The sequence below is a fragment of the Stenotrophomonas sp. BR163 genome (genome assembly GCF_047520985.2).
Lineage (GTDB): Bacteria > Pseudomonadota > Gammaproteobacteria > Xanthomonadales > Xanthomonadaceae > Stenotrophomonas > Stenotrophomonas sepilia.
Genome location: NZ_JAXBRE020000002.1, coordinates 14,113 through 37,817 on the forward strand (window position 1 = coordinate 14,113; position 23,705 = coordinate 37,817).

The following is a 23,705-nucleotide window of genomic DNA, read 5'->3' on the forward strand; positions in this document are numbered from 1 at the left end:
TCCATGAAGACCACACGTTTGCTTGCCATCGCTTTGACCACCGCCACCGCGTTGGCTGCGGCCCCAGCCTTCGCCGATCCGCCGCACCACGCCCGCGGCAACGGCCCGCCGCCGCATGCAGGTGGCCCGCACAACCGCGATGCGCCGCCGCCGGGCTGGCAGAAGAAGGCCTGGCGTCGTGGCGACCGCCTGCCCTGGGCCGAAGTGGACCGCCGCTACTGGGTGGACGATTACGCGCGTTATGACCTGCGCAATCCGGGTCGCGGCCAGCGCTGGGTGCGCCAGTCCGACACCGAGTACCTGTTGGTGGAGATCGCGACCGGCTTGATCATCGACGCGCTGCATCGTTGAATGCGGAGCGCGCCGGGGCCCTGTAGCCGTGGCCCCGGCGGCGCTTCCACCCTACGAAGGCCGTCATGAACGATGCGAACCACCGGAATCCAGAACGCGCTTCTCGCTGCGTGCCTCGCTGCAGGCCTGCCGGCCCATGCAAGCCAGCGCCCATCATCAGCTGATGTGAATGCCATCGAACAGGTGGTCGAATCGTTCCGCACCTCGTTGATCAACAAGGACAAGCCGACCTACATGAGCCTGTTCTTTTCGGACAAACCGGAAGATATCGGCTGGCAGTTCGTTTCCGAAGATGCCGGCCCATTGAGCGTCGCTTGACGCGGCCGAACCCAGGCCGCGATCCATTCAGCATGCGCATTGGCAATCAGTCAGGGATCGGGCACAGTTCGGCCACGCGCAAGGACGCACGCCATGACCCGCCTGCTGATCATCGAAGACAACCCCGAGCTCGTAGCCAACCTGTACGCTTTCTTTGAGCCTATCGGCTACGTGCTGGACGACGCCCGCGACGGTGCCAGCGGCCTGCGCCGGGCCACGCAGCACGACTACGACGCCATCCTGCTGGACCTGATGCTCCCGCGCCTGGATGGCATGACGCTGTGCCGAAAGCTGCGCCGGGAATTCCAGAACCCGGTGCCGATCCTGATGCTGACCGCGCGCGATCCGGTGGAGGACCGCGTGCAGGGCCTGGCTCTCGGCGCCGATGACTACCTGGTCAAACCGTTCTCGCTGAAGGAACTGGATGCGCGGATCAAGGCCCTGGTGCGACGCGCCCAGGGCCGTCAGGTCGACAGCGTACTGGCGTGGAAGGACTTGCAGGTAGATACGCGCTCGCCACAGGCCTGGCGACAGGGGCGCTGCATCGCGCTGACGCCTACGTCGCACAAACTGCTGATGTGCCTGGTACGCGCGGCCCCGGCCGTGGTGCGCAAGCAGGAGATGGAATACCTGGTCTGGGGCGACGAACCACCGGACAGCGGCGCGCTGCGTACCCACATCCATGAGCTGCGCCTGCAGGTGGACCGCAGCTTCGACACCACGTTGATCGCCACGGTGCACAGCGTCGGCTGGCGCATGCCGGCGTGACCCCTGCCGCTCTCTACCGCCGCCTGGCCCTGCGTACCCGCATCACGATTTCGTTCGTGCTGCTGATGGCCGGCGCGATGGGCTTCATCGTCCTGGCCGAACAGGTGGACTACGACCAGGTCAGGGCCGCGGTCATCGCCCGGACCCAGGACAGTGCCGTGCACAAGCTGCAGGCAGCACTGGCCCGTGGCGAGCGCCCCGCCCTGCCCCCGGGCAGCCAGCTGTACGACAGCCATAGCGTGCCGATGGTGCTGCGCCAGTACGGCCTGGGCTACCACGGCGAAGCAGGACCCGACGAGTGGCACCTGCGTGTATTCAACAGTGGCGGCCAGCGCTATTACCTGCTGCAGGACGCTGCACCCTATGGCTACCTGGAACACCTGATCAATGCCTTTGCCGCGGTGGTCATTTCGATCTGCGTGCTCGGCGCCTTCCTGATCGGTCGCAGGGTGGCATCGCACGTCATCGCGCCTATCACGCAGTTGGCCGATGCCGTGCAGAGCGGGCGGAAGCCCTTTCCCTGTCAGGACGCCCGCGACGAGATCGGTGTACTCGCCCGTGCCTTCGCCCGGCACAGTGATGAGCTCGAACGGTTCCTGCATCGCGAGCAATGCTTCAGCGGCGATGCCAGCCATGAGCTGCGCACGCCCTTGGCCATCATCGGCGGCGCTGCGGAAACCCTTGCCTGCCAGCTTCCGTCCGACAGCCACCTGGTCCCCAGCGCGGAGCGTATCCTGCGCACTACCCAGGAGATGCAGCGCCAGCTGTCCTGCCTGCTGCTGCTCTCACGTACCCCAGGCTCCGTGCCGCGCGACAAGGTGGCCCTGCGCCCATTGATCGAATCCTGCATGGAGCGCTGCCAACCGTGGATTTCCGGCAAGCCGGTGATCGTTGCGTTTGATGCCCGGCATGATGCCGTGCTGGACACCAATGCGGAACTGGTGCACAGCGTCATCTGGAACCTGCTGCGCAACGCCTGCCAGTACACCGAAAGGGGCGAAGTGAGGATCACCCTCCACGACACCGCACTCACCTTCGCCGACACCGGACCCGGCCTGCCCTCCAGTATCGACCCACAGCAGTTCCAGCGCTTCGTGCCCGGCAGCCCGCACAGAGGCGAGGGACTGGGGCTGTCCATCGTGCAGCGCATCGTCGAGCACCTGGGTTGGAGGATGACGGTGCGTTCCTCGCAGCAGGGCTGCCGGTTCAGCCTGGAGTGGCCCATCTGACGGTTTCCTGACGCGCGCCTGCACATGCTGGGGATTGCTCACTTCACGGCGGAAACGGCATGCAGCCCCCCAAGGACAGCGGCAAGTACCCGCACGGCAAGAGCGGCCTGAGCCGCATCTTCCACACCCTCATCCATTCGCGCGATGGTTTCATCGCCACCTTCCGCGGCGAGGCGGCCTTTCGCCAACTGCTGCTGCTGCACGCGCTGTTGATCACTGCGGCGTTCGTGCTGGACATCAGTACAACCGAGCGCGCGTTGGTGCTGGCGGTCTGCTTCATCAGCCTGCTGGTGGAACTGCTCAACTCGGCAATCGAGGCCGTGGTTGATCGCATCTCGCTGGAGCAGCACCCGCTGTCGAAGAACGCCAAGGACATGGGCAGCGCCGCACAGACCACCGCGTTGTTGATGGTCGGCGCGGTGTGGGGCGTGATCCTGCTGGGCTAGGCCGGCAATCCTGACAACTTCCTGATAAGGCCGTTTCGATACTGCGCGCACTCCTGTTCCGCGGACCCTGCTCGTGCGTCAATGCCTCCGTTTTCCACGGCCCCATCCGATCATCCTGGTCTGGGCCGCAGCGTTTTTCTTCACCACGATTGGAAACATCGCCCTCTGGAAGTCGCTGTGGGAACTGACCGATCTCAACGGTGTGCGCAGCATCCTGTTCCTGGCCAGCCTGCCGCTGGTGTTGTTCTGCCTGTTCAATCTGCTGCTGACGCCATTGCTGGCACTACCCTTCGTGCGCAGGCCGCTGCTGGCCGTACTCATCGTCACCAGCGCCGCCTGCAGCTATTTCATGCTGCACTACAACGTGCTGATCGATCGCAGCATGGTGCAGAACGTGTTCGAGACCAATCAGGCCGAACTGAACGCCTATCTCTCGCTGCCGCTGCTGTTGACCCTGCTGGCGCTGGGCGCGATGCCCGCTGCAGGGCTTGCCCTGGTGCGCACCGCCAGCGGAGCGGGTTCGATACGGTCGCTGCTGGTGTGGCCGGCCAACGTTCTGGCGTCACTGGTAATGCTGCTGGTGATCGGCTTTGCGTTCTACAAGGACTACTCCTCACTGCTGCGCAATAACCGCTACATCCGCGACCAGGTACTGCCGTTGAACGTAATGCGCCATACCCACGGTTACCTGAAAAGCCTCCATAGCACCCGCCAGCAACCGCTGCGCCCGATCGGCACGGACGCGCGGCGCATACCCGGCCCGCGCCCGAAGCTGGTGGTCATGGTCGTCGGCGAGACCGCGCGGTCACAGAACTTCCAGCTCAACGGCTACCCACGCGCAACCAATCCCCGGCTCTCACGCACGGAAGGCGTCATCAGCTTCAGTGATGTCTCCTCGTGCGGAACCGCAACGGCCATCTCGGTGCCGTGCATGTTCTCGCAGATGACCCGCCAGCAATACGACAACGTTCGCGCGGCGACCGAGGAGAACGTGCTCGACATCCTGCAGCGTACCGGCGTCAGCGTGCTCTGGCGCAACAACAACAATGGCGGCTGCAAGGGCGTGTGCGAGCGCGTGCCGACCGAGGACATGCCTGCGCTGAAGGTGGCGGGCCAGTGCGTCAACACCGACGGCACCTGCTACGACGACGTGCTGCTGCACCAGCTTGGCACACGCATCGACGCGATCAACGGCGACGGCCTGGTCGTGCTGCATCAGCTGGGCAGCCACGGCCCGACCTACTTCGAGCGCTATCCGGCTGCCTCGCGGGCCTTCAGCCCGACCTGCGACAGCAACCAGATCCAGCATTGCAGCAACGAGGCGCTGGTCAACACCTATGACAACACCCTGGTGCATACCGACCGGGTGCTGGCGGAGACCATCGACCTGCTGCAAGGCTATTCGGACCGGCGCGACGTTGCGCTGATCTATGTGTCCGACCACGGCGAGTCGCTCGGCGAACGCGGCATGTACCTGCATGGTACGCCCTACTTCATCGCCCCGCGCGAACAGACCCAGGTGCCGATGGTGATGTGGTTCTCATCGGACTTCGGCCGCAACGCGGGCCTGGACATGGCCTGCCTGCGTGGGAATGCGCTGCACCGGGCGCACAGCCACGACAACATCTTCCACTCGCTGCTGGGCCTGTTCGGGGTCAGCAGCACGGTGTACCAGCGTAATCTGGATGTGTTTGCCGGATGCCGCCCGTCGGGTTCGCCGGCTGTGGCCGCCACGCCGGCGAAGAAGCGGCACCGGCTGATGCCGGTCACCGCCCGCAACGTGGCGCGCTACTGCGCCGCCAGGGCGAAATCCAGGCCCGCACACACCGCCGCCACCTGGGCGTCGTTGCATTCCTGCGGGTTGGTGCGCGGGCTGTCCGGGTAGACCTCGGTGGTGGTGGCAAAGCGTGCGTCGGTGAAGCCGGCGCAGGCGCCGATCGAACGCGACTCGCCCCAGACCACGCCCGGCGACTGCAGCGGCAGGCCGACCAGGTTGCCGTCGGCATCGGCCGGGGCGATGTGGGTGATGGGCGCCACTGCGGCAATCAGGGCCTTCTGGAACTCGGCCTGCTGTTCCAGGAACTGCAGGGCGCCGTGCACGCCGCTGGTTTCGTAGCCATGCACGCCGCCGGTGATCAGCGCGGTCGGCAGCGTCGGGTTCCAGTCGTGGTTGACCACGGCGAACAGCGGGTAATGGTCCGGTGCATAGTCCAGCTGGCCGTACTGGATCACGTCGAAAACGCTGTCGTCCAGGCGCTCAAGGGCGGCCACCACGTCATCGTGGTAGCTGCGCTGGCGCTGCTGGCGGGCCCGCCACTGTGCGCGTTCCGCGTCGCCCCAGGGCTGTCCGGGGGTGCCGATCGGGTAGAACTGCGCAACAGTCATGGGGGTACTCCAGGGGTCGAACGGGTGGATGCAGCCGGACATTCTAAGCCTTGTCGCGCCTGCGGGTACCGCCACCCAGGCCCCGCCTTCATCCAGCCGGGGTCATCTGGTTGTAAAATCAACGGTTTTTGGCCCCTCACCCCTTGATGGCGAACGCAGCGCAGCCGGTCCTGGGTGGACCGGAGTTCTTCCGCCTGCTCGCCCGTCTCAGCGACGGCGCGATGCCGGCCAGCAGTCCCGCCCTGACCGATCGCCTCGGCCAGTGGGTGGACTGGAGCCGTGCCGTGGCCCTGTCCGGCGCGTTGGGCGGACGCCTGCCCGAGCCCGGCGAAGCTGCCGAGGGGGCCGAGGATGTACTGGCCGACTGCGCCCAGGCCCATGCCAGCCTGCTGGCCTCGATCCGCGAGGACGCCGAGGCCGAGCGCCTGCTGGACCTGGCCGAGGCCGCTGCCGCACCCAACTTCGCTTCGCTGCGCCAGCGCTACCGGGTGCTGCAGCAGGCCATCCAGACCGCCACCGGGCGCCTGCGCGGCCGCCTGCGCGACCAGCTGGTACAGGTCTCGCCGGAGCTGGCGCGACTGGCCGAGGTTGATGCGGTGATGGAACAGACACTCACCCCGCGCGAACACAGCCTGCTGGCCACCGCGCCGGCGGTGCTCGGCGCCCGTTTTGAACGCGTGCATGGCCAGCCCGGCTGGCGCGCGGCCTTCCGCCATGACATGCGCACGCTGCTGCTCGCCGAGCTGCAGCTGCGCTTCCACCCGATCGAAGGGCTGCAAGACGCCCTGCGCTCCCACTGACCGGAACACCATGTCCAGAACTGCTCTCCATGTCGTTGTTTTCCTTGTCGGCCTGCTGGCCGTGTGCTGGATCGGCATTGGCTACGTTTCGGTGCATCCGCTGGGTGCAGCGGTGGCGGCAATCATCGCGGCCTGCTACATCGCCGGCGGCGTGGAGCTGTACCGCTACCGCCAGGCCAGCAACGGCCTGCGCGCCGCACTGAACGACCTGTCCAGCGCAAAGGAAGGCCTGGCCCCCTGGCTGGAGCGCGTGCCGATGGGCCTGCGCAACGCCGTGCGCCTGCGCGTGGAAGGCGAGCGCACTGCCCTGCCCGCGCCGGTGCTGACCCCGTACCTGGTCGGGCTGCTGGTGCTGCTCGGCATGCTCGGCACCCTGCTGGGCATGATGGATACCCTGCGCGGCACCGGACTGGCCCTGCAGAGCGCGACCGACATGACCGCGATCCGCGGCTCGCTGGCCTCGCCGGTGCAGGGCTTGGCGGTGGCCTTCGGTACCTCGATCGCCGGCGTGGCCAGCTCGGCGATGCTCGGCCTGTTGGCCGCGCTGCTGCGCCGCGACCGCCTGCAGGCCGTGCAGCAGCTGGACCGCGCCATTGCCGGCGACCTGCACCCGTATTCGCAGGCCTGGCAGCGCGCCGAATCGCTGCGCCTGCTGCAGTCACAGTCCGCCGCGCTGCCGGCGCTGGTCGACCGCCTGCAGGCGATGACCAGCACCTTTGAACAGCACAGTGCGGCCGCCAATGAGCGCCTGCTGGCAGGCCAGGCCGAGTTCCTGACGCAGAGCCAGGCGCTGCAGGAACGCCTGGCCCTGTCGCTGCAGCAGTCGCTGCGCGAAGGTGCCGAAGCCAGTGCCGCGGCCATCGGTGGCGCGCTGCAGCCGATGGCTGAAACCACCCTGGCCGGTCTGGCTCACCATGGCGAAGCGTTGCATGCCCGTGTCGAGCGGGCCGTGCAACAGCAGCTGGCGGGCCTGAGCGACGGTTTCGAACGCAGCCGGGTCGCCACCGAAGCCAGCTGGGCCAAGGTGGTGAGTGAACAGTCCCAGGCGCAGCAGGCGCTGGTGAGTGATCTGCGCCAGCACCTGCAGGCCTTCAGCGATGGCCAGGGCACGCACGCCGAAGCATTCGTCGCGCGTATCGGCGAGCGCCTGCAGGCCGATGCCAACGGCAACGCCGAGGCCTGGCGCGCCGCCATCGAGCAGCAGCAGGCACTGAACAGCGCGCTGATCGAGCGCCAGCAGCAGGCGCTGCTGGCGGCCGGCCAGCAGCTGGACGAGCACGCGCAGGCACTGCTGCAGGCACTGGAACAGCGCCACAGCGCCAGCCAGTCGCTGCTGCAGGACCACGAACAGCAGCGCTCGCAACAGTGGCAGGCCGCCCAGGCCGCCGCCGCGACTGCGCATGCCCAACTGCAGGCCAGCCTGGACAGCCGCGAGCAGCAGCGCCAGGCACGCTGGGACGCGGTCAGCGCCGAGTTGCAGCAGGCCCACGCCGCCCTGCAGGCGCAACTGCAGGCCGGTGACGAACAGCGCCTGCAGCGCTGGAGCGATGCCCTGCAGCACGTTTCCACCGAGCTGGCCGAGCGCCTGCGGGCCAATGGCGAACGCCTGGCTGCACAGCAGCAACAGGTCTGCGACGCGCTGGCGGCCACCGCACAGCAGATCGGCGAGAACGGTCGCGCGCAGGCCAGTGCCACGCTGGCCGAAGTGTCCACCCTGCTGCAGACCGCCGCGGCCGCGCCGAAGGCTGCGGCCGACGTCATCAACGAGCTGCGCAGTACGCTGTCCGAAAGCCTGGTGCGCGACAACGCGATGCTGGAAGAGCGCGGCCGCCTGCTGGCCACCGTGCAGACTCTGCTCGATGCGATCAACCACGCATCGCACGAACAGCGCACCGCGGTGGACGCACTGGTTGGCGGTTCGGCCGAGCTGCTGGAGCGTGTCGGCAACCGCTTTACCGATCATATCGCCGCCGAGACCGGCAAGCTGGATGGCATTGCGGCAGCACTTACCGGCAGCGCGGGTGACGTCGGCCAGCTGGCCGGCGCCTTCGGTGAAGCGGTCGCGCAGTTCGGCAGTGCCGCCACCGAGCTTTCCGGCCGCCTGGAACAGATCGGTGGTGCACTGGATGCCTCGCTGGCCCGAAGCGATGAGCAGCTGGCTTACTACGTAGCACAGGCGCGCGAGGTGGTCGACCTCAGCCTGCTGTCGCAGAAGCAGGTGATGGAAGAACTGCAGCAGCTGGCCGCGCGCCGCGGCAAGGCCGGTAGCGCATGAGCGACGAGCTGGAGGTCGATGGCGGCTCGCACGCACCGATCTGGGCCGCCTTCGGCGACCTGATGTCGGTGCTGCTGGGTGCGTTCGTGCTGATACTGGTCGGTGTGGTCGCGGTGCAGCTGGAGCTGTCGCAGCGGCTGGACCAGGAAGTGAAGCAGCGCCAGGCCGAAGCCAAGCGCCTGCAGACGCTGGAACAGGCGCTGGCCGGCCCGCTGGCCGCCGGTCGCGTGACCCTGGTCGATGGACGCATCGGCATCAGCGGCAGCGTGCTGTTCGCGCTGAACTCCGACCAGCTGCAGCCGGAAGGCCAGGAGCTGCTGCGCAGTCTGGCCGCACCGCTGGCCGCCTATCTGGGCAGCCGCGAAGAGATCCTGATGGTCAGCGGCTTTACCGATGATGCGCCGGTGCGCGAAGGCAACCGCCGCTTCGCCGACAACTGGGAGCTGTCCGCGCAGCGTTCGCTGACCGTGACCCGCACCCTGATCGCCGATGGCGTACCGGCTGACGCCGTGTTCGCCGCCGCGTTCGGCAGCGAGCAGCCGGTCAGTTCCAACGCCAATGAGGAAGGCCGCGCGCGCAACCGTCGCGTGGAGATCGCGCCGATTCCCAAGCCCAAGGCCCCGGATGCCAAGTAAGCCGCCCGCGCTGGAAGGCCTGCGCGCATTGGTGCGTGACCTCAATGCGGGGTCGCGCTCGCTGCCGTATTACCCACAAGTGCCGATGCTGCAGCAGGTGCAGCGCGAGTGGTCGGAGCTGCGCAGCGAACTGCAGGTGCGCCGCTCGCTGCGCGCCGAGGCCCCGGCCGATGGCGGCCCGCTGAACTCGGCGGTACTGGTGCAACGCATGCTCGACACGATGCAGGCCACCAGCCCCGGCTACCTGCGCCACTTCATCGACTATGTGGACACCTTGTCCTGGCTGCAGGCGCTGCAGGACAGCGCCGCCAGCGGTGCAGATACCGCGAAGCCGAAGCGGACACGCAAGCCGCGCAACGCAAGTTGATCGCACATTGACGCCGACCTCGTTCGGCGCTCCTGGACAGACAATCCTGTTCCGCGCTCCTGGTAGAAGCCAACCTTGGTTGGCACCAATCGACTCCCAGCAGCGCTGCTGTCCAATCGCTACCGCGAGCCAACCACGTCAATGGTTGACCAACTTGAACAGCTTGGGGCGACTGCCATTGACGTCGAATGACGAATTCCACAGTGTCTGACTGCCCTCATTGCACACGAATTCAATCTCAACAAATGCAGCCTTCAGTAGAAGCCAGACTTCTCAAGCTCCGCGCGAATCTCAACGAAGCCGAGATGTACCTTGGCCCTCCACTTGGACGTTCTGACGTCGACGCGCTCCAGAGCTTGGTGCTTTCTACGCTAGGTATCACCCTGCCGGAGTCCTATCTGTGCTTTCTTTCACGCCACGATGGCTTGGCGGCAGCAGGAGTCTTCCTCTACTCGAGCACTTCACGCTCATACCGCGATGGCGGGTCAGCGCTTGCTTTGGTGGAAATGAACCTTCTCGCTTGCGACCAGGGATCCATGGGCGGCTATGTAGAACTCGGAGAGAGCGATATGGATTGCTACGTCTTTGAATTCGCAACAGGCCGGTACCAGGTCCGTGACAAAGTAGCGTTCGACAATGTCTACGAAGAATTCACTTCATTAGATGGCCTACTCGGTCACATCATCGGTCTGATCGAACAGCATTGCTGAACAAACAGATTCAAGAATGCCCATGCCACGCCGGGTTGGCATTCACAGCTACACCGGCTGCCTTCTGAATCAGCCGAGTCATGGGTTCGGCTCTGAGGACCTCAGCCGCGCAGGGTGGCGCCACCGTCCACGTACAGGTCGCTCATCGCTACGTGCCCGGCCTGCTCGGAGAGCAGGAACATCACCGACTGCGCGATGTCTTCCGGCGTAGCGAGTTTGCGCAGTGGAATGCCGGCCTTGTAGGTCTCAAGGCTGCCGACGATCACCCGTTCGGCGCCGTGCTCGTCCTGCCACATGCCGGTCTGCATCGGGGTCAGCGTGGACCCCGGGGCGACGATGTTGCAGCGGATGCCCAACGGCGCCAGCTCCAGCCCGAGGCAGCGGGTGAACATCGTGGCGGCGGCCTTGGACGCGGCATACGCCGCCATGCCGTGCCGCGGCACGCCAGCCGCATTCGAGCTGACGGTAACGATTGCGCCCTGCCGGCGCGGTGACATCACCCGCGCCAGCGCACGACCGACATGGAACACGCCATCGGCATTGACCGCGAATACACGGCGCCAGTCGTCGTCGCCGGTCTCGGTGACACCGCCCACATGCAGTACGCCGGCCACGCTGGCGGCCAACATGATCGGTCCGATGCTGGACTCGACCTGGTCCACCAGGGCGTCCACCGCGGCGCTGTCGGTTACATCGAGTGCAAACGACGTCACCCGGGTATCTGACACGCGCGGCGCCTCGCGATCGGTCGCCACTACGGTGCAACCGGCCTCGGCCAGCAACCGTACCAGTGCCTCACCGATGCCCCCGGCGGCACCGGTCACCAGTGCCACGCGGCCTTCAAAACCGGTCAACTGCATGTTGCGATCTCCTATTGCTCGTCCCATTGGCGCAACCGCGCCGACAACCACGGTGCCAGCTGCGCCACCGCGTCGCGGCCGGTCAGCTCGGCGTGCAGGAACGGCAGTTCCAACGCCTGCACCTTGCGCGCGTGGGTCCGCCACAACGCCGACTGCAACTGCGGCCGCACCTGGTGATCCCGGCCGGCACGCACATGCACCAGCGTGCCATCGAACGGCCGGTGGATATGTTCACGGATCAGTCGATTGGTGCCGGTCACGGCGCGCACCACGCCATCGAGCACCACATCCGGCAGACTGCCCAGTGCACTGCCACCACGCCGCAGGAACGCGAGAATGCGTTCACGGCTGTCCAGTTCCAGATGCGCATCCGGGTCATGACCGGCAATCGCCAGCAGTGCCCGCAATGCAGCGATGGCATCGGGTTCCGGCTCGGCCCGCCAGCACTCGCTGGGATAGGCGTCCAGCAGTACCAGTTCGCCGACCTCGCGCCCGATCTCATGCAGTCGCACCGCCATCGACTGCGCGAGGATGCCACCCACCGACCAGCCCAGCAGATGCACCGCCCCCTTCGGCTGCAGTGCGACCACGCGCTGTACGTAGTCGTTGGCCATCGCCTCGATGCTGCTTGGCAGCGGCAGCCGTGCGTCCAGTGCAGGCGACTGCAGGCCGTACACCGGGCGTGCCGGCTGCAGTGCCCGGGCCAGGGTGCGGTAGTTCCAGGCGATGCCGCCGGCCGGGTGCAGCACGAACAGCGGCGTAGGCCCGGCAGCGTCGGTCGCGGCCAGCGCGATCACCGGCCCCAGTGCATGATCGGCCAGCGCGGGTGGCTCGGCAATGCGAACCGCCAGCGCGGCCACGGTGGGCTGGGCAAACAAGGCCCCCAGACCGAGATCGCAGCGCCAGCGCTGTTCGATCGCCAGCAGCAGGTGCACCGCCGACAGCGAGTCACCGCCGAGACTGAAGAAATCCGCATTCACCGCCACCGGCGCTTCTCGCCCGAGTGCCTGGGCAAACAGCGACGCCAGCTCCTGTTCCAACGGCGTGCGCGGCGCCAATCCGACGACCTCATGTTGTGGTGGTTTCGGCAACGCGTTGCGGTCGAGCTTGCCGTTGGCAGTCACCGGCCAGTGGTCCACGCCGACAAACGCCGAGGGCACCATGTAGTCCGGCACACGCGTGGCCAGGTGGCTGCGCAGCATCACGGCATCGGCAAGCGCAGTCGGCACATACGCCACCAGACGCGCGTCGCCGGGCGCATCGTGGCGCAGCAGCACTTCCACCCGCTCCATGCCCAGCAGTTCGCGCAAAGCCGCCTCGATCTCACCCAACTCGATGCGCAGGCCGCGCAGTTTCACCTGATGGTCGCTGCGGCCCAGGTACTCCACCGCGCCATCGCTGCGCCAGCGCGCTATGTCGCCGGTGCGGTAGATGCGCTCGCCCGCCAAGAAAGGATCGGCAAGGAAGCGTTCGGCAGTCAGGTCCTCGCGACCGAGATAGCCGCGCGCCAGCTGCACACCGCCCAGATAAAGGTCACCGGCCACACCGACCGGCACCGGCTGCATCCGCGCGTCCAGCACGTAAAGTCGGGTATTCCAGACCGGGAAGCCGATCGGCACCGGCCGCGATCGATCCTGCGCCGACGCCGGCCAGTAGCTGACGTCCACCGCGGCTTCGGTCGGGCCATACAGGTTGTGCAGCTCGGCGTGCATGCGCGCGTGGAAGCGGTCGCGCAACGCGGCGTCCAGCGCCTCGCCACTGGTGAATACCCGTCGCAGCTGCAGGCCTTCGGAGGCCGGTGCAGCGAGGAAGGCATCGAGCATCGACGGCACGAAATGCGCCGTGGTGATGCCATGGCCACGGATCAAGCGGGCCAGTTCAGTGGGGTCGCGATGCGCATCGGGCCCGGCAATCACCAGCGTTGCCCCGCACAGCAACGGCAGGAAGAACTCCCAGACCGACACATCGAAGGTGGCCGGGGTCTTCTGCAGCACGCGGTCATCGGCGCGGATGCCGTAGTGCTCGCGCATCCACAGCAGGCGGTTGACGATGGCGCGGTGTTCGATGACCACGCCCTTCGGCTCGCCGGTCGAACCGGAGGTATAGATCACATAGGCCGCATCGCTGGGCGCCGGATCGGCCCAGGGCGCAGCGAAGCTCAGCGCGGCCCACTGCTCCGGCGCGAGCAACGGTACGCCGGCCGTGCACGCCGAAATCTCCGCCGCAGCCAGAACGCACACCGGCTGCGCCGAGGCGAAGATGCGCGCCAGCCGCTCGTCGGGATGGGCAAGGTCCAGCGGAAGATAGGCCGCGCCTGCGCGCAGCACCGCGACCAGCGCGATCACCAGCTCCAGCGAGCGCGGCAATGCCACCGCCACCACGCTGCCCGGGCCGACATCCATCACCCGCAGCTGTGCCGCCAGCGCGAAACTGCGCGCTTCCAGCGTCGCGTAGTCCAGCGTAGTGTCGCCGAACACCAGCGCCGGCGCGTGCGGATCCCGATCCATGCCCTGCTGCAGCAGCTCGACCAGGGTCGTCTCCGGCAGCGCGTGCGCGGTGGCGTTGAAACCCTGCAGCACCTGCTGCGCCTCCATGGGCGTCGCCAGGGGTACGGCGGCGATATCGTCAGCCTGCAGCGCCGCCGATACGAAATGCAGCAGCCGCGCCGCGTGCGCCTCGACATCCTCGCGGCTGTACAGCGCGGGATTGGCCTCGATTTCCAGATCCAGCAGCGCCTGGCCATCGCCACGGAAGCCTAGCGTCAGGTCATCCACCGGCCCGGTGCACAGCACCTCCAGCGTCGCCTGCACGCCGGGCAGCGCCAGCGCCTTGTAGAACGGCTGCACATTCACCAGCGGGCCGTGCAGGCGCTGCTGCGCGCCGACCAGGCCCAGGTCCCGGCGCAGCTGCTCGCCCCGGTAACGGCCGTGTTTGCGGCCCTGGCTGAGCTGCCGGCCCAGGCTGCGGGTATAGGCTTCGACGCTACCCTCGCCGGCCGCCACGCGCAGCGGCAACACATTCATCACCATCGCCGGCACCCGCGCCGACGCGTTGCCCAACCGCCCCATGTAGGGCATGCCCAGCACCACTTCATCGGCGCCACTCATCCGCCGCAGGTACTCGGCCGACAACGCGGCCAGCACATCCGGCCAGGGCTGCAGCCAACGCACCGATGCCTGCAGCAACTGCTCACGCAATGCCGCATCGAGCGGCTGCACCCAGCGCAGCGCGTCGTCACTGGCCGCGAGCGTGCCGGCCAGGCCTGCACCTGCCGGTGCGCCCTGCATGTGCTCACGCCACCACTGCCCGGCCTGCACGCGGCGCGGATCGGCACGAAACGCGGCATCATCGGCCAGCACGCCCGCCAGCCCCGGCAGTGACTCACCGGTACGACCGGCATACAACGCGCACACCCGATCAGTGAACAGCGCCATGCCGTAGCCATCGGCCGCCAGATGATGCACGCGCAGGTACCAGACCCAGCGCAGGCCACCCAGATCGAACAGTACCTGCTGGCTGATCCGGTCGCGGGCGGGATCGACCGGGCTCAGCCGGTCGGCGTGCATCAGGTTGCGTGCCGCAGCGGCGGGATCCGCCTCGGTAGAAACATCGCGCACCGAAAGCAACGGCACGTGTGCCGGGTCATGCCACTGTAGTGGCTGGCCATCGGCCCCTTCGGCAAAGCGCAATGCGAAAGCCTCGGCCTCGCGCGCAGCCTGGTCTGCGGCTGCGACGAACGCGGCCACGTCCAGCGGGCCGTCGATCCATACCGCGTGCGCGGTATTGAATGACGGATTGTCCGGTGCCAGCCGCTGTGCGAACCACAGCCCCGCCTGGGCCTCGGTCAACGCCACCGGCGTGGCCAGCGCTGCGGCGTTCATGCGTTCTGCGCGGCCTGCAGTTGCTGCACCACACCCCACCACTGGCGCAGCGTGGTGTGCTCGGCCAACTGCGAGAACTCCAGCGGCAGGCCAGTGTTGCCCCAGGCCAGGACCAGGCCGAGCATGCGCATCGAGTCCAGATCCAGGTCGATCAGGTTGTCGTCGTCACCGATCTCGGCCGGCGTGCACTCCAGCACGCGCGCCACGTCGGCGCGCATCCGCTCCAGATCCAGCGCCTCACCCATGGCAGCCATCACAGCACCTCCAGCAGCTGATCGGTGGTCATCGGCACACCACAGGTGCGCGCGATCCAGTGCAGCGCCTGATCGTGATCGGCACGCGAGAAGTCCGCCACCGCATCGGCGGCGATGAAGGCCTCGATGTCACGCTGGAAGGCCTCGACGACGGTCGCGGTACAGCCGATATGGGCGTACACGCCGGTCACCAGCAGCTGGTCACGCCCACGTACCCGCATCAGCGTCTCCAGGTTGCTGCGCTGGAAGGCGCTATAGCGATGCTTGACCAGCACATGCTCGCCCGGCTGCGGCGCCAGCGCCTCGATGATCGGCTCATGATCGGCGCTGCGACGCATGCCCGGTCCCCAAAGGTCGGCCTGCAGGCCACGATCACGCCGGTCCTGGTCGCCATGCTGGGCGGTGTAGAACACCGGAATGCCCTGCGCGCGGCAGTGCGCCAGCAGGCGCACGATGTTGTCCACCGCCGGCCGCAAGGGCGTGCTGCCGGCGTCGAATGCCGCCAGGAAGTAGCGTTGCATGTCGTGCACCAGCAAAGCCACACGATCGCGCTGCGGGCGCCACGGGCCACGCGCCTGCGGTAGTTCGGCGGCGGTCGGCAAGGGATAGTCGGTGATACGGGGCAGCGCCATCAGCGCGTTCCTCCTGTCTGTTGCAGATGACGCGAACGCAGCTGCGCGCGCAATTCGCGGCGGCTGATCTTGCCGACCGCCGTGGTATTGAAACTGTCGACGAACACGATCTGGTCGGGCACCTTGAACGCCGCCAGGCCGCGCCCGCGCATCCAGGCCTTCAGTGCCGGCGCCTTGAACGGTTCGCCCTGCGGGATCACAAAGGCGCAGCTGCGCTCGCCCAGGTACTCGTCGGCAATCGAGACCACGGCCGCATCGAACACGCCGGGATGTGCCAGCAAGTGGTCCTCGATCTCTTCAGCAGAGATTTTCTCGCCCGCCCGGTTGATGTGGTCACCCGCACGCCCCTGTACCACCAGGTAGCCTCCGGGCAGCTGCTGCACGCGGTCACCGGTACGGTAGAAGCCGTCGTCGGTGAACGAGCGCGCATTGGCCACCGCATCGTTGTGGTAGCCACGGATGGTGTACGGGCCACGGGTGAGCAGATGCCCCACCTCGCCTTCGGCCACCGGCTGGTCATGGTCATCGACCACGCGCACTTCGTCGTCCGGACTGATCGGCCGGCCCTGGCAAGCCACGATCAGGTCCTCCGGATCATCCAGCCGCGTGTAGTTGACCAGGCCTTCGGCCATGCCGAACACCTGCTGCAGCGTGCAGCCAAGGCCGTCGATCACCCGCCGTGCGGCTTCCGGCACCAGTTTGGCACCGCCCACCTGCAGTACCTGCAGGCTCGACAGGTCATACTTGCTGGTGGCGGCGGCCTGCGCCCACAGCAGCGCCAGCGGCGGCACCAGGCCGCAGCAGGTCACCTTTTCGCGGGCGATCAGCGGGAAGGCCGCATCCGGCCCGGGGCCGGGGCTGAGCACCACGCGGGCACCGGCATACAACGCGCCGAAGAAGCCGGGCGAGCTCATCGGGAAATTGTGGGCGGCCGGCAGCGCGACCAGGTAGACGCTGTCGCGGTCGATGCCGCAGATTTCATTGCTGGCACGGAACGAATAGATGTAGTCGTCATGCGTGCGTGGAATCAGCTTGGACAGCCCGGTGCTCCCACCGGAAATCTGCAGGAACGCCACCGACTGCGGGTCCGGATCGGGCGGCAGCTGGCTGCGGTCACCCTGCAGCGCCTCCAGCGCGATGAACTCCGCCGCATCGCCGTCGATCACCACATGGCGCACTGCCGGGGCCTCGGCCTGTAGTGCCCGCGCCAGCCCGCGATGATCGAAGCCATCGTGCGGTGCCGTGGTGATGTAGGCACTGGCTTCGGCCTTGTTGGCGAAGTGCGCCAGCTCGGTGATGCGGTGCGCCGGCAGCGCGTACACCGGCACCAGGCCGGCCCGGAACAGGCCGCAGACCGTGGTGATGAAGCCTGCGGTGTTGCCCAGCTGCACCAGCACCCGTTCGCCAGGCTGCAGGCCGAGCGCCAGCAGGCCTGCACCGATCCGCCCGGCCTCGTGCCACAGCTGCGCATAGCTCAGGCGCACGTCGCCAGCGACCACCGCGATGTCATCGGCATAGCGTTCTGCACGTTCGCGCAGGAACGCCGGAAAGGTCTCGCCACGCCAATGACCGGCCTCGCGATAGCGCGCCATCAGGTCATCCGGCCACACCTGCTGCAGTGGCAGGTGGGAAGCGTCAGTGGAGGCAGTCATGCGGCAGGCTCGATCGCAGGCGCGGATTCATGGACACCCAACGCATTCAGCAGGGCAGCGAACTTCGCAGCGGTCTCGGCCACCTCGGCCTCGGGCTGCGAGTCGGCAACGATGCCGGCGCCGGCGAACAGGCGCAGCTGCATTCCCTGCAGGCGTGCGCAGCGGATTGCCACATACCAGTCGCCGTCACCCTGCGCGTCCAACCAGCCCACGGCGCCGGCATAGAAGCCGCGCGGTACCGGTTCCAGTTCGCGTATGCGCTGCAGCGCCGCCAACCGCGGCGTACCGCAGACCGCCGGCGTGGGATGCAGCTGCGCCAGCAGCGCGGCCGCCGATGTCTGCGGATCCTTCAGGGTGGCATGGATGCGGGTACCCAGATGCCACATGCTGGCGGTGGCATGCAGCGCCGGCCGCGGCTGTGCATCGATGTGGCTGCAGTACGGCGCCAGGCCGTCGACGATGGCCTCGACCACATGGCGGTGCTCGTCGTGGTCCTTGGTCGAGGCCAGCAGCGCCTGCGCGGCCTGCTCGTCCTCGGCAGCATCGGTGCTGCGCCGCGCGGAGCCCGCCAGCGGGTGCGACAACAGCTCGGCGCCGCGCTTGCGCAGCAGCAATTCCGGGGTTGCCCCCACCAGCCAGGCTGGCGCCTGACCCGGCGCCACCGGTAACGGCACAGCGTAGGTTGCCACCGAGGGATCCGCACCAAGGCGTGCCAGCAGCACATCCGGAGGCAGTGCCTCGCGGGTGCGGGCCAGCAGGCTGCGCGCCAGCACCACCTTGTGCAGGTTCTGCTCGGGCGCACGCAAGGCCTGCACTGCCGCAGCGACTGCAGCGGCATAGTCCTGCGGCACAGGCTCGGCCAGCAGGGCGCCGTCCATCGGCGGTGCGGCCTGCGGCTGCAATGGCAGTGCAGGCAGCAGGCGCTCGGGCTGGAAAAGCGCGTCGTCGGCACGCGGCTCGAACGGCACCGCGCCAACCAGCAGGCCCGGGCCGCCGCGCTGCTGGGCAAAGAACACCGAAACGCGTTCCGCCAACGTCGCCAGCGCACCGGCCGGCAGCGTGGCGCGGCAACCGCGTGCGTGCACGTGCTGGCCAGCGTGCTGCAGCAGGAACAGCGACGCGTCTTCGCTGCTCTCCTGCGGCGCGGGCGCCGCCTCCGGCCACGCACCCTGCATCAGGGAATCGTTCACGGGGTCTCCTTCATCCGATGCGCTGCAGCCAGCGCGCACAGCAACAGCAGCAACGCGCCGACCAGCAGGTATGGCAGGCTGGGCCCGCCGCGATACAACAGCGTGCCGAGCATCGGCCCGGCCACCATGCCCAGCCCCTGCGCGGCAGCGACCGTGCCTGCCGAAGCGCCCTGCTCATGCGCTTCCACCGCGTCGGCGGCCAGCGCCTGAAACGAGGGGAACACGAAGCCCATGCCGAGCGCGGCAAGCGCGTACGCCGCCGGCAACTGCCAGCCCTGCTGCACGCCCGCCACCGAAGCAAAGCCAATGCCAGAAATCAGCGCGCCGAGGACGATCCAGCGGCGTGGATGGACCTCCAGCTTCATCACCAGCGCCTGCGCCAGGATCAGGCCGACGCCAACGGCGGTGAGTGCAATGCCGGCCATGCGTGCGCCCGCGGCCGCATCCAGTCCCAGCCGGTCAATCGCGAAAAAGCCGACGGTGACCTGCGCGATGGTGACCGATACCATCGCAATGAACGCCGCCAGCTGCGGCAGGCGCAGGCGCGGGTCGAGGCGGCTCATCGCCGCGCGGCGCTGCAGGGAAGCACCTACCACCGGCGGCGTCGCTGGCAGCCGCCAGGCCAGCAATGCCAGTGCCAGCAACGGCAGCAACGCGGCCACGTACAGCGCCAGCGAAAGGTTGGTATAGGCAAGCCAGCCGGCAGCAGCCGGCCCGAGCACCATGCCCAGCGCATTGGCGCTGCCCAGGCGGGCGAGGAACTTCGCACGTCGACCGGTCGGCGCCTTGTCGGCGATCAGCGCGGCTGCGGTAGGAGGCACGGCGGCGTAGAAAAGGCCGATCAGGCCGCGCGCAGCGACCAGCACCAGCACTGACACCAGCACCGGCGGCACCGCCTGCAGGGCCACGTCGATGAACACCGCCAGCGCGATGTAGACCACGGTGTAGGCACTCATCGCCAGCATCAGCACACGCTTGCGGCCGATGCGGTCGCTGAGCTGGCCCCAGGGGCGCGCGGCCAGCATCCACAACACGCCTGCGGCGGTGACTGACAGCCCGGCATGCCACTCGGACAAACCGAGCATGCGGACCACCGGGCCGATCACGGCGACGAAGGACATCATCGCCATGGTGCCGATCAGGGCAGCCAACACCAGCGCCGGCAAGCCGGGAACGACGGGACGTGCGTGCATGAAACACCAGCCGTAACAGGGAAGGATTGGCCGGACGCGCCTGCGCGCCCCACCCGGCACCGACCCTGCTAAGGGCCAGATGCCGCCCTTAAATGATAACGGCTCGTATTTGCATTTGATACCCATTCTCTTGAATGGGCCCGCAACAGTGGGTTCAGCGCATTGCACGCAGGCCGAGCAGGCCACGGCGCTTGAACCACCACTCCAACGGCAGCGTCACCAGCGGCGGGATGGCTGCCAGCAGGGCCAGGGCACTGGCCCACCACGGCCAGCGCAGGCGCACGGCAGCAAACAGGGTGACTGCCACATAGACCAGGAAGGCCACGCCGTGCAGCGGCCCGAACAGCTTCACCAGCGCCACGTTGGCCATCGGGCCGTACTTCATCCACATGCCGATGAGCAGGCCGGCCCAGGTCACGGCCTCGATAAAAGCGACCGCGGCGAACAGGCGTCCGGTCGGGTGCATGGGGGAAGGTTGGGTCACGTGGGGATCCGGCATCGGGGTATCAAATGCGAATGATACGCAGATGCGAACCCCATGTAGAGTCGAGCCGTGCTCGACTGCTGGAGCGTGTCCATCAAGGTGGACACCTACCGGAGCAAATGCGGCAGAACCTGCTCCCCGATCTCACGCAGCACCGCGTCCATCAGCCGCCCGTTGTCGACGAGGTTGAGCATCACGTGCGCCACGCCCTGCGCATGCACGCGCAGCAGATAGTCACGCAGGCCATCGCGGCCGACCTTCAGGCCCAGCGGCAGCGACTCGGCTGGCGCCTGCGGATCGGCCTGCAGGTCCAGCAGCATCGACTGCACGAACGGCTTGCCTGGTCCGCCGCGCTGCGCCAGCGCCTGCTGCCACAGGCCGATGCGCCCTTCCTGCGCGGCCTCTTCGCGGTGATAGGTGGCCCAGCCTTCGGCCTCACGCGCGATCCACTGCAGGCTCTGCCGCGCAGTACCCACCACCAGCATCGGAATGCGCGTTGCCGGCGCCGGCAGCACATCGAAGCCACCGGTCGCCTGCAGTACGGCGGTCCGCTCATCGGCCGCCGGTGACAGCGCCGCGCGCAGCAGCGACCAGCGCTCACGGAACGTTGCCGCCCTGCCCTCCAGATCCTCGCCGAACGCAGCGAATTCTTCCGGGCGATCACCCGAACCCAGCCCCAGCACGAAGCGTCCGCCGCTGATCCGGTCCAGGCTCAGGGCCGACTTCGCCACCTGCAGCGGCTGCCGCAATGGCAGCACGATGGCCGCGCTGCCGATCACGATACGCTCGGTCGCAGCGGCCAGCATGCCCAGCCACAGGAACGGTTCATCCAGCGCGCTCGCTACCGCGTCCGGACCCTGCGGCACCATCAACGGCACGTCGCGCGCCCACAACGCGGCAAAGCCGAGTTCGTCGGCCAACCGCGCGATGCGCCGCGCCTCATGCGGATCGGCCAGCCCCTGCGACGCCACCGGCGTCATCAGGCCCAGGCTCAAGCCCTGCCCTGGAAACAACGCAGCGTACGCGGGATTGAAATCACTCATGCCTGCAGCTTAGCGTGCAGGCACGGGGCAGCGATGACGCGCAGCCCGCCACGGGAAGAACACTGCATGCCGAACATCCGCCCTGCCCGCGTCGATGACCTGCCCGCGATCAGCGCGGTGTGCCTGGCCGCGTTCACTGCGGCGGTGGCGCCCTCGCTCAGCGCAGCCGGCATCGCCACGTTCGGCAATGTCGCCGCCGCCGATGCGTTCGGTGAACGCCTCGGCGGCGACAACCATATCCTGGTGGCCGAGCAGGACGGCCGTATCGTCGGCGTGGTCGAGCTGAAGGACGGCCGCCACCTGGCGATGCTGTTCGTCGATCCCGCCTGCCAGGGACAGGGCATCGGCCATGCCCTGTTCGAGGCGGTGCTGCCGCAGGTACGCGAGCCGGTCCTGACCGTGCGCGCATCGCTCAATGCCGTGCCGACCTATCTGCGCTATGGCTTCGTGATTGACGGTGAGGCCGGCGAGTTCAACGGACTGGTCTACCAGCAGATGGTGCGGGCGGCCGCCTGAAGGCAGCGGGTGTCATGCCCAGCTGCCCAGCCGATATAAGCAAACTGAATCAGCACACTCCCCGGCCATTCCTACAATGGACTGTCCCCCTTCGAGATGCCGCCGATGCGCGTCGCGCTTTCCGTGTTGCTGCTGGCTTCGGCGCTGAGCGCCTGCACCCCGGCCCCGGTTTCCACCGCCAACTCCGCCGAGGCACCTGCGCCGGCCAAGGGAATCGCGTGGCGCCAGGGTGACGTCGATGATGCCTTCGCCGAAGCCGCAGACAGCGGCAAGCCGGTGCTGCTGTACTGGGGCGCGGTCTGGTGCCCGCCGTGCAACCAGCTCAAGGCCGGCCTGTTCAAGGACCCGGCCTTCATCGCGTTGACCGGCAAGTTCGTGCCGGTCTACCTGGATGGCGACGAGGAAGGTGCGCAGGCCTGGGGCGAACGCTTCGGGGTGCGCGGCTACCCGACCCTGATCGTACTGGACCCACAGCGCAATGAACTTACCCGCGTGGCCGGTGGCAACGACGCCGCCGAACTGACCCGGGCATTGACCGTCGCCGCCGGGCGCCGTAGCGCAATCGCCGCCACCCTGGCCACAGCCCTGACCACGCCGGACAGACTGGCCGCCGAAGACTGGCAGGTGCTGGGCGACTACGGCTGGGAAGTCGACGCCAACCGCCTGGCCGGCGAGCGCAAGAGTCAGGACGTGTTACGCCAGCTGTCCAGGTCGGCACCGGATGCCGCCCTGCAGCGCCGCTTCGCCTTGCTGGCCTTGGCATCAGCGGACAAGCCCGATGCCTCGCCCACCGAAGTACGCGAGCTGCTGCAGGCCGTGCTGGCGCAGCCGGCCGAAGTCCGCCGCAACCGTGAGTTGCTGGGCTATGCAGGCGCACAGCTGGTCACGCAGGCCAGTACTGGGCCGGCCACCCGCAACACGCTGGGCCAGCAGCTGCTGGTCGCGCTGGAACGCGCAGATGCCGAGCGCGGCGACCGCGCCGACGACGCATTGTCGCGGGCGCTGATCGAAGTATCGCTTGCCCGCCAGCAACAACCGAAGGGCGCACTGCCCGCGGCCCTGGTCGACCGGGTCAAGCAGCGCGTGGCCGCTGCCGATGCAGCCGCCACCGATGCGCATGCGCGCCAGGCAACGATCAGCAGCGCGGCGTACGCATTGCGCGAGGTCGGTGACGACGCGGGTGCCGAGGCACTGTTGTTGGCCGAACTGAAGCGTAGCGAACAGCCGTACTACTACATGCCCGAGTTGGCCGAACTGGCCGAGCAGCGCGGCGATACCGCCGGGGCGCTGGAGTGGTTGAAGCGTGCCTACGACGGTACGGAGGGCCCGGCCACCCGCGTGCAATGGGGCGTGCTGTACGTGGAGGGGTTGCTGAAGCTGGCGCCGAACGACGCGCCGCGCATCGAGCAGGCCACCGCCTCGCTGATCGCCGAACTGGAGGCGCAGCCGTCGGGTTACCACCAGCGCACCCGCCAGCGTTTCGAGCGCCTGGCCGGGCAGCTGAAGGCGTGGAGCGGCAAGCACCAGGGTGCCGAGACACTGGCGCGGCTGCAGCAGAGGATGCAGCAAGCGTGCGGCGATCAGGTAGATGGCGCGTGCAAGGACTGGTTGAGTTGAGGTAGTGAAAGGTAGTGCCGGCCGCTGGCCGGCATTCAGGGCGGGTCGGGTTGCCGGCCAGCGGCCGGCACTACCATGCCTCGATGTCCATCGCTTCTG

At 67.8% G+C, this 23,705-nt stretch carries 22 protein-coding genes and 1 pseudogene; 13 read left to right on the top strand and 10 right to left on the bottom strand.

Going from position 1 to position 23,705, the window contains the following annotated elements:
- Positions 1-3: 3 nt before the first annotated feature.
- From ACM0PY_RS01410 to ACM0PY_RS01435, 6 genes and pseudogenes are all read left to right on the top strand, one after another.
- Positions 4-351: an RcnB family protein gene (locus ACM0PY_RS01410; protein WP_021204235.1), complete on the top strand. Its 348-nt coding sequence runs from the start codon at positions 4-6 to the stop codon at positions 349-351.
- 72 nt (positions 352-423) lie between these two features.
- Positions 424-645 (top strand): annotated as a pseudogene (locus tag ACM0PY_RS01415) (nuclear transport factor 2 family protein); the annotation flags it as partial.
- 117 nt (positions 646-762) lie between these two features.
- Positions 763-1,437 (top strand): response regulator transcription factor, encoded by a 675-nt coding sequence (locus ACM0PY_RS01420; protein WP_019659910.1) that lies wholly within the window; start codon positions 763-765, stop codon positions 1,435-1,437.
- Positions 1,434-2,666 (top strand): HAMP domain-containing sensor histidine kinase, encoded by a 1,233-nt coding sequence (locus ACM0PY_RS01425; protein WP_134972030.1) that lies wholly within the window; start codon positions 1,434-1,436, stop codon positions 2,664-2,666. Before ACM0PY_RS01420 ends, ACM0PY_RS01425 begins: the two co-directional genes overlap by 4 nt.
- Before the next feature lie 59 nt (positions 2,667-2,725).
- Positions 2,726-3,112 (top strand): diacylglycerol kinase, encoded by a 387-nt coding sequence (locus tag ACM0PY_RS01430; protein WP_134972032.1) that lies wholly within the window; start codon positions 2,726-2,728, stop codon positions 3,110-3,112.
- Positions 3,113-3,185: 73 nt separating this feature from the next.
- Complete coding sequence (locus ACM0PY_RS01435) at positions 3,186-4,997, top strand: phosphoethanolamine--lipid A transferase (protein ID WP_180886161.1); 1,812 nt, start codon at positions 3,186-3,188, stop codon at positions 4,995-4,997.
- Here the strand turns inward: ACM0PY_RS01435 and ACM0PY_RS01440 are convergent.
- Entirely contained in the window at positions 4,901-5,497 is a 597-nt protein-coding gene (locus ACM0PY_RS01440; RefSeq protein WP_414609415.1) for a M14 family metallopeptidase, read from the bottom strand. The two genes, ACM0PY_RS01435 and ACM0PY_RS01440, sit on opposite strands and share 97 nt — an antisense overlap.
- A 146-nt stretch (positions 5,498-5,643) precedes the next feature.
- On the opposite strand from ACM0PY_RS01440, the gene ACM0PY_RS01445 reads away from it, so the two are divergent.
- The 5 genes from ACM0PY_RS01445 (at position 5,644) to ACM0PY_RS01465 (ending at position 10,284) form a co-directional block, all read left to right on the top strand.
- Positions 5,644-6,297 carry a DUF3348 family protein gene (locus ACM0PY_RS01445; protein ID WP_180886163.1) on the top strand — a complete coding sequence of 218 codons (654 nt, stop codon included), beginning with the start codon at positions 5,644-5,646 and terminating at the stop codon, positions 6,295-6,297.
- A 10-nt stretch (positions 6,298-6,307) separates the two neighbouring features.
- Entirely contained in the window at positions 6,308-8,572 is a 2,265-nt protein-coding gene (locus tag ACM0PY_RS01450; RefSeq protein ID WP_180886165.1) for a DUF802 domain-containing protein, read from the top strand.
- Positions 8,569-9,207 (top strand): OmpA family protein, encoded by a 639-nt coding sequence (locus ACM0PY_RS01455; RefSeq protein ID WP_005409939.1) that lies wholly within the window; start codon positions 8,569-8,571, stop codon positions 9,205-9,207. The genes ACM0PY_RS01450 and ACM0PY_RS01455 overlap by 4 nt, the downstream gene beginning before the upstream one ends.
- Complete coding sequence (locus ACM0PY_RS01460; RefSeq protein WP_180886167.1) at positions 9,197-9,574, top strand: DUF2894 domain-containing protein; 378 nt, start codon at positions 9,197-9,199, stop codon at positions 9,572-9,574. Before ACM0PY_RS01455 ends, ACM0PY_RS01460 begins: the two co-directional genes overlap by 11 nt.
- Positions 9,575-9,819: 245 nt before the next feature.
- Entirely contained in the window at positions 9,820-10,284 is a 465-nt protein-coding gene (locus ACM0PY_RS01465; RefSeq protein ID WP_134971896.1) for a YrhA family protein, read from the top strand.
- Positions 10,285-10,385: 101 nt separating this feature from the next.
- Here ACM0PY_RS01465 and ACM0PY_RS01470 read toward each other — a convergent pair whose 3' ends face one another.
- From ACM0PY_RS01470 to ACM0PY_RS01510, 9 genes are all read right to left on the bottom strand, one after another.
- A complete protein-coding gene (locus ACM0PY_RS01470; protein ID WP_180886169.1) occupies positions 10,386-11,144 on the bottom strand; it encodes a 2,3-dihydro-2,3-dihydroxybenzoate dehydrogenase in 759 nt (252 codons plus the stop codon).
- Positions 11,145-11,155: 11 nt separating this feature from the next.
- Positions 11,156-15,025: an enterobactin synthase subunit F gene (locus ACM0PY_RS01475; RefSeq protein WP_180886171.1), complete on the bottom strand. Its 3,870-nt coding sequence runs from the start codon at positions 15,023-15,025 to the stop codon at positions 11,156-11,158.
- The gene (locus ACM0PY_RS01480) at positions 15,022-15,279 is read right to left on the bottom strand and encodes a phosphopantetheine-binding protein (protein ID WP_019659922.1); all 258 of its coding nucleotides are present in this window, start codon (positions 15,277-15,279) and stop codon (positions 15,022-15,024) included. The genes ACM0PY_RS01475 and ACM0PY_RS01480 overlap by 4 nt, the downstream gene beginning before the upstream one ends.
- Positions 15,279-15,911, bottom strand: coding sequence for an isochorismatase family protein (locus ACM0PY_RS01485; RefSeq protein ID WP_049465418.1), 633 nt, complete (start codon positions 15,909-15,911; stop codon positions 15,279-15,281). Before ACM0PY_RS01485 ends, ACM0PY_RS01480 begins: the two co-directional genes overlap by 1 nt.
- A complete protein-coding gene (locus ACM0PY_RS01490) occupies positions 15,911-17,563 on the bottom strand; it encodes a (2,3-dihydroxybenzoyl)adenylate synthase (protein ID WP_414609414.1) in 1,653 nt (550 codons plus the stop codon). The genes ACM0PY_RS01485 and ACM0PY_RS01490 overlap by 1 nt, the downstream gene beginning before the upstream one ends.
- Positions 17,560-18,753, bottom strand: coding sequence for an isochorismate synthase (locus ACM0PY_RS01495; RefSeq protein WP_180886175.1), 1,194 nt, complete (start codon positions 18,751-18,753; stop codon positions 17,560-17,562). Before ACM0PY_RS01495 ends, ACM0PY_RS01490 begins: the two co-directional genes overlap by 4 nt.
- Complete coding sequence (locus ACM0PY_RS01500) at positions 18,750-19,946, bottom strand: MFS transporter (RefSeq protein ID WP_180886177.1); 1,197 nt, start codon at positions 19,944-19,946, stop codon at positions 18,750-18,752. Before ACM0PY_RS01500 ends, ACM0PY_RS01495 begins: the two co-directional genes overlap by 4 nt.
- A 154-nt stretch (positions 19,947-20,100) precedes the next feature.
- Positions 20,101-20,412 (bottom strand): DUF3817 domain-containing protein, encoded by a 312-nt coding sequence (locus ACM0PY_RS01505; protein WP_032129991.1) that lies wholly within the window; start codon positions 20,410-20,412, stop codon positions 20,101-20,103.
- A 125-nt stretch (positions 20,413-20,537) separates the two neighbouring features.
- Positions 20,538-21,473, bottom strand: coding sequence for a TIGR03571 family LLM class oxidoreductase (locus ACM0PY_RS01510; protein WP_180886179.1), 936 nt, complete (start codon positions 21,471-21,473; stop codon positions 20,538-20,540).
- Positions 21,474-21,539: 66 nt separating this feature from the next.
- Between ACM0PY_RS01510 and ACM0PY_RS01515 the strand changes: the two genes are divergently transcribed.
- Complete coding sequence (locus ACM0PY_RS01515) at positions 21,540-21,989, top strand: GNAT family N-acetyltransferase (protein WP_180886181.1); 450 nt, start codon at positions 21,540-21,542, stop codon at positions 21,987-21,989.
- Between the two features lie 96 nt (positions 21,990-22,085).
- Positions 22,086-23,606 (top strand): thioredoxin family protein, encoded by a 1,521-nt coding sequence (locus tag ACM0PY_RS01520; protein ID WP_180886183.1) that lies wholly within the window; start codon positions 22,086-22,088, stop codon positions 23,604-23,606.
- The last annotated feature ends 99 nt before the right edge of the window (positions 23,607-23,705 follow it).

What these genes read in the sequence shown, in the direction of transcription:
- ACM0PY_RS01410 (WP_021204235.1), top strand. Translation starts at nt 4, where the DNA reads ATGAAGACCACACGTTTGCTTGCCATCGCTTTGACCACCGCCACCGCG.
- ACM0PY_RS01420 (WP_019659910.1), top strand. Translation starts at nt 763, where the DNA reads ATGACCCGCCTGCTGATCATCGAAGACAACCCCGAGCTCGTAGCCAAC.
- ACM0PY_RS01430 (WP_134972032.1), top strand. Translation starts at nt 2,726, where the DNA reads ATGCAGCCCCCCAAGGACAGCGGCAAGTACCCGCACGGCAAGAGCGGC.
- ACM0PY_RS01440 (WP_414609415.1), bottom strand. Translation starts at nt 5,497, where the DNA reads ATGACTGTTGCGCAGTTCTACCCGATCGGCACCCCCGGACAGCCCTGG.
- ACM0PY_RS01445 (WP_180886163.1), top strand. Translation starts at nt 5,644, where the DNA reads ATGGCGAACGCAGCGCAGCCGGTCCTGGGTGGACCGGAGTTCTTCCGC.
- ACM0PY_RS01450 (WP_180886165.1), top strand. Translation starts at nt 6,308, where the DNA reads ATGTCCAGAACTGCTCTCCATGTCGTTGTTTTCCTTGTCGGCCTGCTG.
- ACM0PY_RS01455 (WP_005409939.1), top strand. Translation starts at nt 8,569, where the DNA reads ATGAGCGACGAGCTGGAGGTCGATGGCGGCTCGCACGCACCGATCTGG.
- ACM0PY_RS01460 (WP_180886167.1), top strand. Translation starts at nt 9,197, where the DNA reads ATGCCAAGTAAGCCGCCCGCGCTGGAAGGCCTGCGCGCATTGGTGCGT.
- ACM0PY_RS01465 (WP_134971896.1), top strand. Translation starts at nt 9,820, where the DNA reads ATGCAGCCTTCAGTAGAAGCCAGACTTCTCAAGCTCCGCGCGAATCTC.
- ACM0PY_RS01470 (WP_180886169.1), bottom strand. Translation starts at nt 11,144, where the DNA reads ATGCAGTTGACCGGTTTTGAAGGCCGCGTGGCACTGGTGACCGGTGCC.
- ACM0PY_RS01475 (WP_180886171.1), bottom strand. Translation starts at nt 15,025, where the DNA reads ATGAACGCCGCAGCGCTGGCCACGCCGGTGGCGTTGACCGAGGCCCAG.
- ACM0PY_RS01480 (WP_019659922.1), bottom strand. Translation starts at nt 15,279, where the DNA reads ATGGCTGCCATGGGTGAGGCGCTGGATCTGGAGCGGATGCGCGCCGAC.
- ACM0PY_RS01485 (WP_049465418.1), bottom strand. Translation starts at nt 15,911, where the DNA reads ATGGCGCTGCCCCGTATCACCGACTATCCCTTGCCGACCGCCGCCGAA.
- ACM0PY_RS01490 (WP_414609414.1), bottom strand. Translation starts at nt 17,563, where the DNA reads ATGACTGCCTCCACTGACGCTTCCCACCTGCCACTGCAGCAGGTGTGG.
- ACM0PY_RS01500 (WP_180886177.1), bottom strand. Translation starts at nt 19,946, where the DNA reads ATGCACGCACGTCCCGTCGTTCCCGGCTTGCCGGCGCTGGTGTTGGCT.
- ACM0PY_RS01505 (WP_032129991.1), bottom strand. Translation starts at nt 20,412, where the DNA reads ATGCACCCGACCGGACGCCTGTTCGCCGCGGTCGCTTTTATCGAGGCC.
- ACM0PY_RS01510 (WP_180886179.1), bottom strand. Translation starts at nt 21,473, where the DNA reads ATGAGTGATTTCAATCCCGCGTACGCTGCGTTGTTTCCAGGGCAGGGC.
- ACM0PY_RS01515 (WP_180886181.1), top strand. Translation starts at nt 21,540, where the DNA reads ATGCCGAACATCCGCCCTGCCCGCGTCGATGACCTGCCCGCGATCAGC.
- ACM0PY_RS01520 (WP_180886183.1), top strand. Translation starts at nt 22,086, where the DNA reads ATGCCGCCGATGCGCGTCGCGCTTTCCGTGTTGCTGCTGGCTTCGGCG.